We start from the raw sequence: 16,516 nt of genomic DNA on the forward strand, positions 1-16,516 counted from the left end.
CACGTAGCAAATAATATAAATAGCTCGGACAATTTAATTTGAATATTATAGTTATCTCACCTTGTATCCTAACCAAATAAATTGAAGAACTATTTATCATTTAATTTGGCATTCAACAAATGGCATTGGCGACAAATTATTTTAATGATTGAAATGATGATTTTGGTTATAGTCAGTTTTATTCCTATTGGATCATACAATCGTATTGTCCATATATTGATTTCTTTTTTATGTGCAATGCAGGCAGAATGTTTTAAAAAGGTTTTAGGAAGTTCTTTTTCTTCAACAATGTGTACTGGAAATTTAAGAAGTGGAGTTGAAAATCTATATCGTGGTATTTTTCAAAATGATAAACAGGCCATTCAAAAATGTTTTTGTTATATAACTATCATCTGTTTCTTTATATCTGGTGTTATTGTTGGTGTATGGCTGACTCTTTTATTTCATGAAAATGCAACTTTATTTTGTCTTATTCCTGTTATGATTTCCTTAGTATCAATGTTTGAATAAGATTGTCTTTATTCTCATATCAATGTAAAATAAAAGATAAAGAGAGTTGATCAAAATGTTAATTATCGAAAAGTTAGAAAGAATGGAACAGTTATCTGAAGCAGAAAAAGAAGTTGCGAAAAAGGTTATAGAACTCAAAGGACAAATTAAAGATATGTCTATTCGTGAGTTGGCCTCTGACTCTTATGCATCAACTTCAGCAGTTACACGCTTATGTCATAAAATGGGATTTAGAGGTTATCATGATTTTAAAGAAAAATATTTAGAAGAAATGAAATATTTACATGAACATTTTGAAAATATTGATGCCAATATTCCTTTTTTAAAAGATGATAATCTGGCGAAAGTTTTAGGCAGTGTCAGTGAGCTATATCAGGAAACGGCTAAAGATACCTTATCATTAGTTGATTATTTTGATTATATCGAAGCGACAAAAATGATAGATCGTAGTCAAAACATCTATGTTTTATGTATTGGTGTTGCGATTGAATTAGGAAAAATCTTTGCAGATCGTATGATGCGTATTGGAAAAAATGTTATTGTCAGTGAAAATGTCAATGAACAGTTCTATCAATCTTATAATGCAACCCAAGATGATACTTTTATATTGATTTCTTATTCAGGAACAACATTAAAAACAAAACAATATATTGAAAATATTGTCAAAAGAAAAGCTCATTCTATTTTGATTACAAGTAGGGGAGAAAGTCAATGGCAGGATAAAGTGGATATTATTTTGCCTATGACTACAAGAGAGAAACTCTATTCTCATATTGCTTCCTATACATCAACAGTGTCTATTATGTTAATTCTTGATATGTTATATAGCTGTTATTTTCATAAACATTATGATGAAGCTTTTCAACATAAAAAAGAAGTTGCTTTATCTTATGAACCTCTTCGTAAAGCCAGTCAGAAGGTTATGGAAGAAGATCAAAATGAAATATTGTTTTCAAAATAATAATGCATGATCTTATCTTTTGAAAACGATGTTTTTTTATCAAATGATTGTATTGTCTATCAATGTGAATTTGATTATGTTAGAAACAAGGAGGAGAAAGAATGAAACTAAGAGAAGATTTTTTATGGGGTGGAGCGACAGCTGCTAACCAGTATGAAGGAGCCTATTTAGAAGGTGGAAAAGGTTTAAGCATTGCCGATGTAGAAAGAGGAGCACGACATGGCGTTCAACGTCAGATTGATGATTATGTACATGAAGATGCTTTATATCCGAGTCATGAAGCAACAGATTTCTATCATCATTATAAGGAAGATATTGCCCTATTTGCCGAAATGGGATTCAAATGTTTTAGAATGTCTATAGCATGGACAAGAATTTTTCCAAATGGAGATGAAGAAGAACCTAATGAAGAAGGTTTAAAATTCTATGATGATGTTTTTGATGAATTGCATAAATATGGTATTGAACCCGTTGTGACTTTATCACATTATGAAACACCATTATATCTTGTTCAAAAATATGGTTCATGGCGTAATCGTAAGCTTGTTGACTTTTTTGTCAGATATGCAACGACATGCTTTAAACGTTATAAAGGAAAAGTTAAATACTGGATGACATTTAATGAAATTAATGCCACAATGAGAATTCCAAGACCTTATCATCAGGCAGGTTTGATTTTTAAAGAAGGTGAAGATGCCAACCAAACTGTTGTTCAGGCATCACATCATATGTTTGTTGCCAGTGCTAAAGCTGTGATTGAAGGGCATAAGATTGATCCAGAAAATAAGATTGGATGTATGTTGTTATTCCCTGAAACATATGCCGCAACATGTTCTCCTGATGATCAGGTTGCTGCTAGAGAAAAAATGCTGTCATTATATTATTATGGTGATGCCCATGTCAGAGGATATTATTCTAATACTTGTACATCTATGTGGAAAAGATTAAATGCCAAAGCACCAGAAATGGAACCAGGTGATGAAGAACTGATGCTGGCAGGGAAAGTAGACTATATTGGATTTAGTTATTATTTCTCATCTATTGAAGGTGGCAATGCCGAGCAGATAGAAGGAAATGTTATTAGTGGTGGACGTAACCCATATTTAAAGATAACAGATTGGGGATGGCAAATTGACCCTGTTGGGCTTCGTAATACATTGAATAAATTATATGACAGATATCAGGTCCCATTATTTATTGTAGAAAATGGTATGGGAGCATTGGATACGGTTGAAGAAGACGGTTCTATTCATGATCCATATAGAATTGAATATTTAAGAGAACATATCAAAGAAATGATCAAAGCAGTAGAAGAGGATGATGTAGATTTAATGGGATATACACCTTGGGGATGTATTGATCTTGTTTCTGCTGGTACTGGAGAAATGCGTAAAAGATATGGTTTCATTTATGTTGATAAACATGATGATGGAACAGGAACTTTAAAAAGAAGTCGAAAAGATTCTTTCTATTGGTATAAAAAAGTCATTGAAACAAATGGTAAAGAATTATAAGAAGAAACGTTGTTTTCAAATAAAAAGTCTTAAAACAGGCTTTTTGAAAACAACGTTTTTTTATGGGCTGGTTTCATTGTTTCATGATGAATTCCCTGATAAATTGATAGTCGTTAGGAGGAATCATAGATGGAAATGATAGGTTATATTTTATTACCAGCATTTGTCGCTGGCATTATTCAGGGAGTGACAGGTTTTGGGGCTGGCGTTGTCATGATGATGTTTTTGCCTTTACAGTTTAGTGTTGTACAAAGTGCAGGTGTATCAAGTGCTATTTGTATGATTTTATGTGCAGCCATGGTTTATCGTTATCGTCATACAATTAATTTTAAAAAGATTATCGGTCCAGCCGTTTTATATTTATTTGTCAGCAGTGTTTCTATTTTATTTGCAAAAATGATTGATCAAAATATCATGAAAATCATTTTAGGTATTTTCTTAATTGTTTTATCTCTTTATTTCCTTTTCTTTTCTAAAAACGATATTGAACCTAAAGGCATCGTTGCTTTATTATGCATTATCATTTCAGGTGCCTGTGATGGATTGTTTGGTATTGGAGGACCATTAATGGTTATCTATTTCTTATCAAAAACAAAAGGAAAAGAAGAATATTTAGGAACAATACAATGTTTCTTTTTAATCAATGTTATTTATTCAACAGCTTTTAGAGTCATTAATGGTATTTTGACAGTTGATTTATTTGGTGGCATTGGTTTAGGAATGGTTGGTATTTTATTAGGTTTATGGATTGCCAATAAGATTGTAGATAAATTAGATGCTAACCTCATTAGAAAATTAACTTATGTTGTCATTGGATTATGTGGTTTATCCAATGTCATCACAACATTATTATAGGAGGAATGAAAAATGGTTAATGTGATGGATTTGTTTCGTTTAGATGGTAAAGTCATTGTCGCAACAGGAGCGACTGGGTATTTATGTTCACATTTTGTGGAAGCTGTAGCACAGGCAGGTGGAAGTTTGGCTATGATTGATATTCCATCAAATGTTAACAAACTTAAAGAATTAGCACAATCATTAAAGAATCAATATGGTATTGAAGTTCGTTATTATATGGCAGATAATTCAAAGGAAGCTGATATTCAAAAAGTCAGTGAACAGATCATACAGGATTTTGGGCATATTGATGGTTTGATTAATGCAGCAGGTGTCAATCAGCATGGCAGCATTCAAGATTATACCGGTGAAGATTATGCAAGATTAATGAATATTAATATTGTTGGAACATTTTTATGTTGTAAATATTTTGGACAATATATGGTTAAACAAAAACAGGGGTCTATTGTGAATATTGCCTCTTTTACAGGAACAATTGTGAATAAACCACCATTTAATATGTCAGGATATTGTACATCAAAAGGTGGAGTTTTACATTTAACAAGAAGTGTTGCCAGTGAATATGGAGAATATAATGTCAGAGTCAATAGCGTATCTCCAGGTTTTCTAGGAAAAGGGATGAGCAATGTGAAAAACTTTATTAAATTAAATGATCCAAGAGTCTTTGAAAACTCAATGAACAATACACCTATGCATCGTGTAGGCAAACCTACGGAATTAATTGGAGCAGTCTTATATTTATTATCTGATGCTTCAACTTATACAACAGGCATTGATATAATGATTGATGGCGGATATCATGTCTGGTAATCGAACAAACTTTTAGGATGAAAATCTTAAAATTTTTTTTGTTTGAAAGTCAAAATCTATATATCGTTTGTATGATTATGTCAAAAATGAATTCTTATCTTTTTTTGTATACTGTTATTTGACTCATAAGAAAAGGAGGAATAAAAAATGAACTATGGGTATATAAGAGTATCATCAAAAGATCAATGTGAAGATAGACAATGGCTGGCATTAAAACAATTTGATATTCCAAGAAAAAATATTTATGTAGATAAGGTGAGTGGAAAGAATTTTGATCGACCACAGTATAATCGTTTAGTGAAGAAATTAAAGAAAGGAGATGTTTTGATTGTTTTATCTATTGATAGATTAGGAAGAAATTATGATGAAATACAAAATCAATGGAGAGTCATCACAAAAGTGAAACAAGTCGATATTGTTGTTTTAGATATGCCTTTATTGGATACAAGAAAGAAAGGAGATCAAGATTTAACAGGGACATTTATTGCGGATATGGTATTGCAGATATTGGCATATGTCGCACAAATAGAGCGTGAGAATATTAAACAAAGACAAAAGGAAGGTATTTATGCTGCAAAAAGTAGAGGTGTTATTTTTGGTAGACCTAAAAAAGATGTTCCACAAAATTTCAAAGAGATTAAAAATCAATGGCTTCAAAATCAAATCACATCTCGACAGGCAGCTAAAGCATTAGGGATTGCACAAAGTACGTTTTTAAGATGGGTACAGGAAATTGTATAACCCTTCAAAAGAAATGTTTATTGATAAGTAAAACTTATGGATTGGATAAGAAATTGGAATTGTTCCAAAAGAGTAAAAATCATACAATAAAACTAACAAAGGAGGATGCATTTTATGAACGATTTTCAATTTCAAAATACAACCAAAGTCTATTTTGGTCAAAACCAATTACAACATTTACATGAAGAAGTTTTGAAATATGGTGATAAAGTCTTAATTGCACATGGAGGAGATTTTATTCAAAACTCTCCATTATATAGTCGTGTTATCAATGAGCTAGAATCGCATAAGATTACAGTTTATGAATTGGGTGCAGTTGAACCGAATCCTAGACATACAACTGTCAATCGTGGTGTCAAAATATGTAAAGAACATGGAATTCAAACAGTCTTAGCTATTGGTGGTGGTTCAACCATTGATTGTTGTAAAGCCATTGCAGCGACAACGTTGTCAAATACAGATGATATTTGGGATTTGGTAGAAGGTAAAGCAATTTGGAAAGATGCTTTAGCCGTGATTGCAATGCCAACAATTGCTTCCACTGGAAGTGAAATGGATAAGTCATGCGTGATTGCAAATGTCAAATTAGGAATTAAGAGTGGTATTAATGGGGAACCGATTAGACCCAAAGCTGCATTTCTCGATCCAACGAATACATTCACTGTTCCTGCTTTTCAAACGGCATGTGGGGGATTTGATATTATGGCACACATGTTTGATATGAACTATTTTGTGAATGCTAAAAAATATCCATTACAGTTTAACGTTGTTGAAACATTGTTAAAAACAGTGAGACAGCAGTTACCAATTGCCATTCAAGAACCAGAGAATTATGAAGCGCGAGCTACTATGTTGTGGGCAGCAAGCTGGGCATTGAATAGTTTTTGTACATCTGGATTTCAGACACAGGCTTCTTTACATGCCTTAGAACAATTCTCTTCATCTTATGATTTAACACATGGTTTAGCACTAGCAATCCTTATGCCTAAGTGGATGAAGTATTTATTAGATCGAGATGAAACTGTCATTGACGATTTTGCAAGATTTGGAGTCAATGTCATGGATGTTGAAGAGAGTGAAGATAAAAAAGCTGTCGCATATCAAGCTATTGAAGCTTTACAATCTTTTATCAAAGATGAATTAGGATTACCAGTTCATTTATCCGAGTTAGGAATAGATGATAGTCAATTTGAAAAAATGAAAGTAAAAGCATGTTATGGTCAGGAATCCCTGCCAAGAGCATATCGACCATTAACGCAGGAAGATTGTTTCAATATTTATAAAATGTGTTTATAGGAGGAAAAAACAATGAAGGATGTAATGATTGTAACGGGTGCAGGCCAAATCAGCATGGCTATTGCCAGAAGAATTGGTTATGGTAAAAAGGTTATAATGGGAGATAAAAGAATTGAAAATGCAAAGACTATCGCAGAAGTGATGAATAATGCTGGATTTGATGTGGTTCCATTTGAAATGGATTTATCTTCTAGAGAATCTATATTCAATATGATAGATGAAGCGAAAAAGTATGGACCTATTACAATGTTGGTCAATGGTGCTGGTGTTTCGCCAAGTCAGGCACCTATTGAAGCTATTCTCAATGTTGATTTATATGGAACAGCAGTTTTATTGGAGGAAGTTGGAAAAGTGATTGAACCAGGTGGTGTGGGTGTGACTATTTCTAGTCAATCAGGATTTAGAATGAAACAATTAACACCTAAGGAAGATGAACAGTTAGCTTGTACGCCAACAGAAGAATTATTAAATTTAGATTTATTAAAAGTTGAAAATATTCAAGATACCTTACATGCTTATCAGTTGGCTAAAAGATGTAATGAAAAAAGAGTCATGGCCCAGTCAGTGAAATGGGGAGAAAAAGGTGCTCGTATTAATGCAATTGCGCCAGGGATTGTCGTTACTCCATTAGCCATTGATGAATTTAATGGACCAAGAGGAGATTTTTATAAGAATATGTTTGCATCTTGTCCAGCTGGTAGACCAGCAACAGCAGACGAAATTGCTAATGTAGCAGAATTATTGATGAGTGATAAAGGTGCTTTTATTACAGGTTCAACATTCTTGATTGATGGTGGCGCAACAGCATCATATTACTATGGACCATTACAACCAAAGGAGAAATAAACAATGGAAAAAAGAAGATTAGGACAAACTGATATGTATGTCAATATGATTGGGCTAGGGTGCATGGGATTATCTCATGCCAGTGGAACACCTCTTCCAAAAGAAGAAGCCTTGCAAGTCTTAAAAGAAGCACATCGTATTGGTTATGATTTATATGATACTGCTGAGTGTTATACAGGTGTTTATCCTGATGGAAGTATCAGCAATAATGAAGAAATTGTAGGTGAAGCTATTAAAGATTTTAGAGATGACATTGTTCTTTGTACAAAGTTTGGTGTAGTGCATAAAGGTGACCATCTTGAATTTGATAGTTCACCACAAAAGATTAGAGAATCTATTGAAGGTTCTTTAAAAAGATTACAGACAGATCATATTGATATTTATTATCAACATAGAATTGATCCTCAAGTAGAACCAGAAGTTGTGGCTGGAGTGATGAAGGATTTGATTCAAGAAGGAAAAATCAAAGCTTGGGGCATTAGTGAAGTGAATGAAGATTATTTAAGAAGAGCACATGCTATCTGTCCTGTGACAGTCATTCAAAATAGATATTCTATGATGGCAAGATGGCATGAACATTTGATTGATGTCTGTCAAGAACTTGGAATAACATATATAGCTTTTTCACCACTAGCAAATGGTGCATTGACAGGAGCTTATCATTCTCAAGCGGATTTTAAAGATGATCAACAGGATTTTAGAAGAAACATGCCTCAATATAGTCAAACAGGCATGATCAAAACAAATGCTTTATTGGAAGTTATCAGTCAAGTTGCAAAGAAATATCATGCGACAAATGCTCAAATATCTTTAGCTTGGATGCTTCATAAATTTCCACATCTTATTCCTATCCCTGGTTCACGCAAAATAGATAGATTATCTTCTAACTTTCAGGCAGGGAATATACAGCTTTTAGAAACAGATATTCAAATGATTGATCATCAATTAGAACAGATGGAATTTGAAGTCTTTGGAGGGCATTAAAATATGAAATCTTTAATCGTTTATTTTTCTCATTGTCATGAAAACTATGTGAATGGGGATATTGTTGATTTAGAAAAAGGAAATACACAAGTGGTTGCTCAAAAGATAAGTCAATATATAGATGCTGATTTATTTGAAATAAAACCTTTACATGATTATCCTGTACAATATCATCAATGTACTCAAGTCGCTAAAGAAGAGATAGAAAATCAAAAAAGACCTAAGATTAAAAACATCATTCCCCATTTTGAACAATATCAAAATATTTATTTAGGTTTTCCTAACTGGTGGGGAACTATGCCAATGTGTGTCTGGACTTTTTTAGAAAGTTATCAGTTTGATGGAAAAGATGTTTATCCTTTTATAACTCATGAAGGAAGTGGCTTTGGAAGAAGTTTACAGGATTTAAAAACAATCATTCCTCATGCTTATATTCATGAAGGACTCGCTATTTTGGGTCACCAGGTATATGAAAGTGAAGACAAAATAAAAAGTTGGGTAGGTGAATAAATCATAATAACAAAAAAAGCACTTGATTATCGACAAAGAGAACTCATCACATTTTGTTTTTTAGTGGCACAAGGTGGATGTGAAGCTCAGTTATCTTCACATATTATTGGTTTTCCAAGAACTTTCAATGCTTTAAAGTGTATTCAAGAGATACAATCATAATCACTGTTGTTTATAAAATCTCTTTTTGATAAAATGGAAACAAGGAGGATGATAGCTTATGCTATTAAAGCAAATGAAATATTTTATAGCTATAGTAGACTATGGAAGTTTTACAGAAGCTGCCGAGCATTGTTTTATTTCACAATCAGCTATCTCTCAACAAATTCAATCATTAGAATCTCAGTTACAAGTTCAATTAATGGTTCGTCAGAAAAGACATTTTGAATTAACTGAAGCAGGTCAATATTTTTATCGACATGCAAAGGCTGTATTGGAAGAAATCGACCAGATCGTTGCGCAAACACAAAGACTAGGAGAAGATCATGAATTAACATTACGTATTGGTTATCCTAAGAATTTTAACTTATTTGAGCTTCAACAGGCTATTACACAATTTTGTGAACTATATCCCGAAGTGAAAATTTCTATTGTAAGTGGAACACATGAAGAATTGTTTGAACTACTGGTTGATGGACATATTGATTTAAAAGTGAGTGAACAAAGAAGAGCCTATAATGAGGACTATTATAATTATGAATTGAAGTATAGTGATTCTTATGTAGAAATAGCAATGGGAAATCCTTTAAGTCAAAAAGATATTTTAACAGTAGAAGACTTAAAAACATTATCTTGTATATTAGTTGTGTCTAAAGGATATGAAGACTCTGAAAAGAGTTTTTATGAAAAAGATTTAGCTATATCACATCAATTTTTATATGTTGATTCTTTAGAACAAGCCCGTTTAATGGTAGCAGGAAATCGTGGTTATCTTCCTATTGATGTGCTGGGAGAAATGATGACACCTATTCAAGGTATCAAAAGAGTACCTTTATATAAAAATGGAAAACCCATTCAAAGAAACTACTTTGCCTGCTGGCATAAACAACATACAAATTATTACATTGAAGAATTTGCCCAAATGTTAAGGACAGTATTTCAATAAACATACAAAATATCATTCATTGTTTATATGAACAAGAATGATATTTTTTCTTTATCAATAGAAATTTTTGAAAAAAAGCCCTTTTTATGATAAAATTACAAATGTAAAATATCATCAGAAAGGGGCTTGACAAAGATGGAAGCAAGAGTGATACTGCAAGCAAGCAAGCAAGCAAGTTAGTATAACTGTGCCCATTTTCTTGTTAAGCATCAAACAGCATAATATTATAAGGCGTATTCTGCCCTTTTTTATAAAAGGGTGGGATACGCCTTTTCACATTTGTTGGATGAAAAAATAAAAGAAAGGGTGAGAAAAGATGAAGAAGAAATTTTTAAGCGTATTTTTTTGCTTGTGTGTGGTGTTTGCTTTAACACCAGTCACAGTATTTGCGGCAGAAAACACTGTAGACACATGGGATGGATCAGTGGATACTTCATGGTATGATGCTAGTAGTACGGAGTTTCATATTACAACTGCAGAACAGCTTGCAGGGATATCCCAACTTGCTTCAGAGAAAAATTTGAACTTTGAAGATGTTACTTTGAATCTTACAACCGATGTCAATCTTTCGGGATATTCATGGACACCTATAAAAAAATTTTCAGGAATTTTCAATGGTGGAAATCATACAGTGTATAATATGTATGTTGAACAGACTGAGGGTCAAAGTGGTTTTTTTGAGTATTTGCAAGGTGCTCATGTTATGAATCTAACTTTTGCACAGGCTCAGGTGGTAATGCCAAATACAAATAGGTCATTTTATCATGGCATTCTGGCTGGATGGACTAACAGTGAAACTATTATCAGAAACTGTGGTGTTTCTGGATCAATAATTGCAGATGCAACTAGCTCTGATGTGCCAGCAGTTGGCGGATTTATTGGTTCTTGTAAGGGAAATACGAGTATCTTTAACTGTTGGTCTATAGCGGATGTAACGACAACGAGTCCGGATATGCCTGCTATGGTAGGAGGACTTGTGGGACAATGGGAAAATGCAGCAGACGGAGCACAGATTATAGATAGTTATTTTGGTGGTACTGTAAGTGTTGCAGAGTCAACTACTTCGGCAGCAGGCATCTTAGGTGCAGGACTTTCTTTTAATGGCGAGGTTGTACTGATTAGTGGTTGTGTATCATATGGACAATTAAAAGTTCCTGTTGGTGTGGAGGAAAATGCTGTTCATATAGCTGCCTTAGATGAGGATGGGCAAGCAGAAAACTGTATGTGGCCATCAGATGGGAAAACAGGCGTTGTACGTCTTGTTGTAGACTGGGATACAGGAACTGCAAATGCAGATCCAAATTTTGATGAAAGTGTCTGTGGTCAAGCAGTAGCTGATTTCTCTAGTCCAAACGTTATCCAAGACCTAAATGCGAATGCACAGACAGAGAAACTGTGGATATTAGGAATAAATGGTTATCCAGTTTTTTCATATCAGACGGATAGGATAAGAGCAGATTATTCTTCTGTGGATACTGCAAAAGCGAAAATACCGATAAATTTATCTTTATATACGGATGAGTCTGTCAGTGTGTTAAATGTTGCGCTTGATAGTGTGAAAGAAAATATGTGTGTAGATAATCAGGCGGAAGTAGACGCTATGGCAAAAGCTATTGAAGATGCTATTGCGGCTCTTGAATACAAGGATGCTGATTACTCAAAAGTAGATGAAGCAATTGCTAAGGCAGAGGCACTTCATAAAGACAACTATAAGAACTTTTCACAGGTAGAAGCAGCAATTCAAGCCGTTGTTCGTGGTAAGAATGTTGGCGAACAGGCAGAAGTAGACGCTATGGCAAAAGCTATTAATGATGCCATTGCAGCTCTTGAATACAAGGATGCTGATTATTCAAAAGTAGATGAAGCTATCGCTAAAGCAGAAGCACTTCATAAAGACAGCTATAAGGACTTTTCACAAGTAGAAAGTGCAATTCAAGCTGTTGTTCGTGGTAAGAATATTACAGAACAGGCAGAAGTAGATGCTATGGCAAAAGCTATTGAAGATGCTATTGCAGCTCTTGAATACAAGGATGCTGATTACTCAAAAGTAGATGAAGCAATTGTTAAAGCAAAAGCATTGAATCCAGCTGACTATACTGATTTTTCTGCTGTGGAAGATGCTATGAATAAGGTTGTTCGAGGAAAGAATATTACTGAACAGGATGAAGTAGATGCTATGTCACAGGCTATTGAAACAGCAATCGCCAATTTGGAGAAAAAACCGATTGGTTCTTCAAAACCAGATGGTCCGACGAAACCTGTTCAAACACCAGATTTTCCAACTCAAATAACTGAAGGTCAAACAGATAGTACAACAGTTATAAAAACAGGTGACAATAGTCATGTTGTTCTTTGGGGAAGTTTGATTCTTATTTCCGCTGGTATTGCTTTGATATTAGTCGTTCATCGTAAAAAAAGAAACTGAATAATGATTAACGCCTAGATATCACTGATAGTGATAATCGGGCGTTTTTTTTAGGATATTTTTATATTTTATAATCATATGGAAATGTTAATAATGAATGAAAATGTTCTGCTATACATTGTGGAAAATCAATGATTTAACATGCTATAATAAAGAGGAGGCTATCTTATGAATAGAATAGAAAGAAGTCAAAAGAAATATGAAGAATTATTTTTAAATCCACAAACATTAGATTTAAAAGATCCTGAATTCATGACACAGTTACAAAGATTGATATTTGGTGAAGTTTTTTATGTTGGAGATTTGACAGATAGACAAAGAGAACTCATCACATGTAGTGTTTTAACAGTTTTACAGACTTTACCACAATTAAAGGCACATCTGAATGCTGCCTTGAATGTAGGTGTTTTACCATTAGAATTAAAAGAATCATTATATCAATGTGCTCCATTTATTGGTTATCCGAGAACATTGAATGCAGTGAATGTATTGAATGAAGTTTTAGAAGACAGACATATTTCATTACCACTAGATAATCAGACAAGTATAAAAGATGAAGAAAGATATGAAAAAGGATTAGAAATTCAAAAAGAGTTATATGGTGATGAAATTAAAGACAGATATCGTTATTTACCAGATGATGTCGGTGACGCTTTACCAAGATTTTTAACAGAATGGTGTTTTGGTGACTGTTATACAAGAAAGGTATTAGATATTCCAACAAGAGAATTATTGATCTTTTGTATTTTAACAGCACTCAATGCCTCTGGACAACTTTATGCACATGCTTTAGGAAATATCAAAGTTGGAAACTCTTTACATACACTTTATTATGCATTGATTCAATGCTTACCTTATTTAGGTTTCCCATGTGTGTTTAATGCTTTTAATGCAATTAAAGATTTAGCTGAATAAATATGAATCATAAAGATGGATAGAAATGTTCATCTTTTTTTGTGATTTTGATTGTTGTGAGAAATGTTGGGTTATTGTTTCATGTTGATGTTGTAAGGGGAAAAAGTATGCTTTTTAGCTATGCTGTGAGATTGTTTTTAAGTATTGGACGAAAAAGAATATACACATTAAAATAGGAATAAAGAAAGGATGATGAATAATGAAGATATTGGTTGTATATGGAAGTCCACATCAGAAAGGTTCTTCATATTTATTAGCAAATGAATTTATTAAAGGAGTTCAGGAAAATCACCATGAAGTCACTGTTTTTGATGTGGCTCATCATCATATTGCACCCTGTCTAGGATGTGACCATTGTGGAATGAATGGTCCATGTATTCAAAATGATGATATGAGTCAGTTAAGAAAAGACATGCTTGATCATGATATGATTGTTTTTGTCACACCACTTTATTACTTTGGAATATCAGCACAACTAAAAGCAGCCATTGACCGTATTTATAGTTTTACAATGGAATTATCATCCATGCATAAAAAGACTGCTTTTATATGCGCTGCATGGAATAGTTCACAGGGAACAATGGATGCTGTTAAGATGCATTATGAAGCATTACTTGACTATATGCATTTTCAAGATGTAGGAAGCATTTTAGCAACTGGATGTGGAACACCATCTATGACTTTGCGTTCACCTTTTATGGAAAAAGCATACCAATTAGGGAAAAGTATCCAATAAGGCTCTTGAAATATTAGGAGCTTTTTCTTTATAATAAATTTAATAAAGGGGCTGAAGAGTATGAAATATTGTGATGAATGTGGACATGAATTGATTGAAAAACCATGTGGAATTGATGGGACAATGCCTTATTGTGAACATTGTCAAAAGTTTAAATTTCCAATGTTTAATAGTGCTATTTCTGCTATTATATTCAATCCACAAAAAGATAAGGTATTGTTAATACAACAATATGGACAGGTAGATTATATTTTGGTAGCAGGATATATAAATAAAGGTGAAAATGCAAAACAGACATTAATTAGAGAGATTCAAGAAGAAGTCAATTTGAAAGTTGTTGATTATATGTATAATGATAATGAGTATTATGCAAAAACAAATACGTTGATGCATAATTATGTTGCAGTGGTTGATTCAGAAGATTTTCATTTAACAAATGAAGTGGATCATGCCAAATGGATTCCTATTGATGAAGTCTTCAATGTTATGAAACAAGGATCATTAGCCCAATCCTTTGTGAAAAGATATTTAGAAAAGAGGGGTTGATTATGAAGAAAATATTTTTCTTTGATATTGATGGAACATTAGCGATACATGGTGTGATTCCTGAAGGGAATCTCAAAGCTTTAAAATTACTTCAGGATCAGGGACATTTCACATTTATATGTACAGGCAGAGCACCATTCTATGCCCAAAATCTTTTTGGAAATCTTGTCAGTGGTCTGATTACATGTAATGGAAGATATATTATATATCAGGGAAAGAAACTGTATGGAAAAGCTTTCTTACCAGAAGAACTGTCATATTATTATGAAAAAATAAAAGCATTCAATGCAGGAGCTATGTTTGTTTCTGATGAGGTTGCCGTTCCTTATTTATTGGATGATGCACAGATTGAAGGTATTAAAGATGAATATGGTTTACAACGTATTCAGACAAATGCTTCTTTATTGCCATTTTATACATTTGATTTGTTTTATCATGATCTTCAACAACGTGATACACTGATACAGGCTTTTGATAAAGAATTGGTTATTAATGATCATGGTGGTCATGGCTCATGTGACTGTTCAACCATTGGTTTTGATAAGGGTGATGGTATTGCTTATTTATTGAAATATTTTCATATTGATAAAGAGAATGCCTATGCTTTTGGAGATGGTTATAATGATCAGGCGATGTTTAGAGAAGTAGGGCATGGTATAGCGATGGGAAATGCTGTAGATGTTTTAAAACAAAAAGCAACATATATTACAGATTCTATTGATCAGGATGGTATATTAAAGGCACTACAACATGAAGGAATAGCTTAAAGTTATTCCTTTTTTGTACATGGAGTTTGATTTATGTTATAATAGCGATACTTCAAAGGAAAGGATCTTTATATGGGAAATGTAAAAATAAGAAAAATGGTCCAAGGCGCTATGATTGCCGCTATCTTTGGTGCTTTGTCTATTTTCAATACGTATACAGGCAGTATGTTTGATATATTTATTTGTTATGGCATGGTGATTCCACTTGTCTGGTATAGTTATACATATCGTTTACAGGATGGTCTGTTAGTCAGTTTGATTGCGATGATTGTGATTATGATCACAGGATTACCTTTTTTTGCAATTTCATCATTTTCTTCATGTCTGATTGGTGTTTTTTTAGGTGAAGCTTTAAAACGTCAGGCTTCTCGAGGTGTTTTGTTTTTGGGGACATTATCTCTTACATTTTTCAATAATATCTTGCTTTATGAAGTTTTTGCAGGATTATTAAATATGGATCTGATTGGTGAAATGAAAGAGATGTATATGATGATGGACAATGTTTTTCCTTCCATCACACAGACTTTTTCTTTAACATCATTTCTTTCATTAGCACCCCTTCTTTTATTGATTATGTCATTTCTGGAAATGTATGTGATTATTTTGTTATGTCAAATGGTTTTATCCCGTTTTCATATTCCTTTTCCCAATTCTTTCCACATTGCTTATATGCATTTAAGTCGTCCGATAGGATGTATTCTGACTATAATGCTGGTTGTCAGCTATGTACTAGAACATGTTTATGCGATGAATAATATTTATATCACTTATATATATTTGATCTCTTTATTAACTTTGGCTGTTGAAGGCCTTGCCTTTTTGTCATGGCTGGCTATTTTGGAAAATAAACCACGCCTTATCATCCTGGCTTTTTTGGGTATGCTTATTCCATTTATCAATCAAATGTATGTTGTCATAGGAATCGTAGATATATTTAGTGATTTAAGAACAAAACTATTGTATAATAAACATAATGAACAATAAGGAGGGAT

General features: G+C 33.1%; 17 protein-coding genes. All 17 read left to right on the forward strand.

Annotation, left to right across the window (positions count from 1 at the left end; translation table 11 throughout):
- Positions 1-105: 105 nt before the first annotated feature.
- Positions 106-510 carry a YoaK family protein gene (locus tag B5E48_RS09950; RefSeq protein WP_255376273.1) on the forward strand — a complete coding sequence of 135 codons (405 nt, stop codon included), beginning with the start codon at positions 106-108 and terminating at the stop codon, positions 508-510.
- 55 nt (positions 511-565) lie between these two features.
- The gene (locus B5E48_RS09955; RefSeq protein ID WP_087304943.1) at positions 566-1,471 is read left to right on the forward strand and encodes a MurR/RpiR family transcriptional regulator; all 906 of its coding nucleotides are present in this window, start codon (positions 566-568) and stop codon (positions 1,469-1,471) included.
- A 101-nt stretch (positions 1,472-1,572) separates the two neighbouring features.
- A complete protein-coding gene (locus B5E48_RS09960; RefSeq protein ID WP_087304944.1) occupies positions 1,573-2,985 on the forward strand; it encodes a 6-phospho-beta-glucosidase in 1,413 nt (470 codons plus the stop codon).
- Between the two features lie 129 nt (positions 2,986-3,114).
- A complete protein-coding gene (locus B5E48_RS09965) occupies positions 3,115-3,840 on the forward strand; it encodes a sulfite exporter TauE/SafE family protein (RefSeq protein ID WP_087304945.1) in 726 nt (241 codons plus the stop codon).
- 12 nt (positions 3,841-3,852) lie between these two features.
- Positions 3,853-4,653: an SDR family oxidoreductase gene (locus tag B5E48_RS09970; RefSeq protein WP_087304946.1), complete on the forward strand. Its 801-nt coding sequence runs from the start codon at positions 3,853-3,855 to the stop codon at positions 4,651-4,653.
- Between the two features lie 147 nt (positions 4,654-4,800).
- Positions 4,801-5,394, forward strand: a complete 594-nt coding sequence (locus B5E48_RS09975) for a recombinase family protein (RefSeq protein WP_087304947.1) — start codon at positions 4,801-4,803, stop codon at positions 5,392-5,394.
- Positions 5,395-5,508: 114 nt separating this feature from the next.
- On the forward strand, positions 5,509-6,690 hold the full coding sequence (locus B5E48_RS09980) for an iron-containing alcohol dehydrogenase (protein WP_087304948.1): 1,182 nt from the start codon (positions 5,509-5,511) through the stop codon (positions 6,688-6,690).
- 12 nt (positions 6,691-6,702) lie between these two features.
- The gene (locus tag B5E48_RS09985) at positions 6,703-7,536 is read left to right on the forward strand and encodes an SDR family oxidoreductase (protein ID WP_087304949.1); all 834 of its coding nucleotides are present in this window, start codon (positions 6,703-6,705) and stop codon (positions 7,534-7,536) included.
- Between the two features lie 3 nt (positions 7,537-7,539).
- Complete coding sequence (locus tag B5E48_RS09990) at positions 7,540-8,520, forward strand: aldo/keto reductase (protein WP_087304950.1); 981 nt, start codon at positions 7,540-7,542, stop codon at positions 8,518-8,520.
- Positions 8,521-8,523: 3 nt separating this feature from the next.
- Positions 8,524-9,030, forward strand: coding sequence for a flavodoxin (locus tag B5E48_RS09995; protein ID WP_087304951.1), 507 nt, complete (start codon positions 8,524-8,526; stop codon positions 9,028-9,030).
- A gap of 220 nt (positions 9,031-9,250) precedes the next feature.
- On the forward strand, positions 9,251-10,135 hold the full coding sequence (locus B5E48_RS10000) for a LysR family transcriptional regulator (RefSeq protein ID WP_087304952.1): 885 nt from the start codon (positions 9,251-9,253) through the stop codon (positions 10,133-10,135).
- A 316-nt stretch (positions 10,136-10,451) separates the two neighbouring features.
- A complete protein-coding gene (locus B5E48_RS10005; RefSeq protein WP_087304953.1) occupies positions 10,452-12,560 on the forward strand; it encodes a hypothetical protein in 2,109 nt (702 codons plus the stop codon).
- Positions 12,561-12,728: 168 nt separating this feature from the next.
- Positions 12,729-13,475, forward strand: a complete 747-nt coding sequence (locus B5E48_RS10010; RefSeq protein WP_087304954.1) for a carboxymuconolactone decarboxylase family protein — start codon at positions 12,729-12,731, stop codon at positions 13,473-13,475.
- Between the two features lie 199 nt (positions 13,476-13,674).
- Entirely contained in the window at positions 13,675-14,211 is a 537-nt protein-coding gene (locus tag B5E48_RS10015) for a flavodoxin family protein (protein ID WP_087304955.1), read from the forward strand.
- A 60-nt stretch (positions 14,212-14,271) separates the two neighbouring features.
- Positions 14,272-14,757 (forward strand): NAD(+) diphosphatase, encoded by a 486-nt coding sequence (locus tag B5E48_RS10020; protein WP_087304956.1) that lies wholly within the window; start codon positions 14,272-14,274, stop codon positions 14,755-14,757.
- A 2-nt stretch (positions 14,758-14,759) separates the two neighbouring features.
- Positions 14,760-15,524 (forward strand): HAD family hydrolase, encoded by a 765-nt coding sequence (locus B5E48_RS10025; protein ID WP_087244831.1) that lies wholly within the window; start codon positions 14,760-14,762, stop codon positions 15,522-15,524.
- Positions 15,525-15,596: 72 nt separating this feature from the next.
- Positions 15,597-16,508 (forward strand): DUF2232 domain-containing protein, encoded by a 912-nt coding sequence (locus B5E48_RS10030; protein ID WP_087304957.1) that lies wholly within the window; start codon positions 15,597-15,599, stop codon positions 16,506-16,508.
- Positions 16,509-16,516 lie beyond the last annotated feature (8 nt).

Source organism: Massilimicrobiota sp. An105 (assembly GCF_002161155.1).
GTDB classification, from domain to species: domain Bacteria; phylum Bacillota_I; class Bacilli_A; order Erysipelotrichales; family Coprobacillaceae; genus Allocoprobacillus; species Allocoprobacillus merdigallinarum.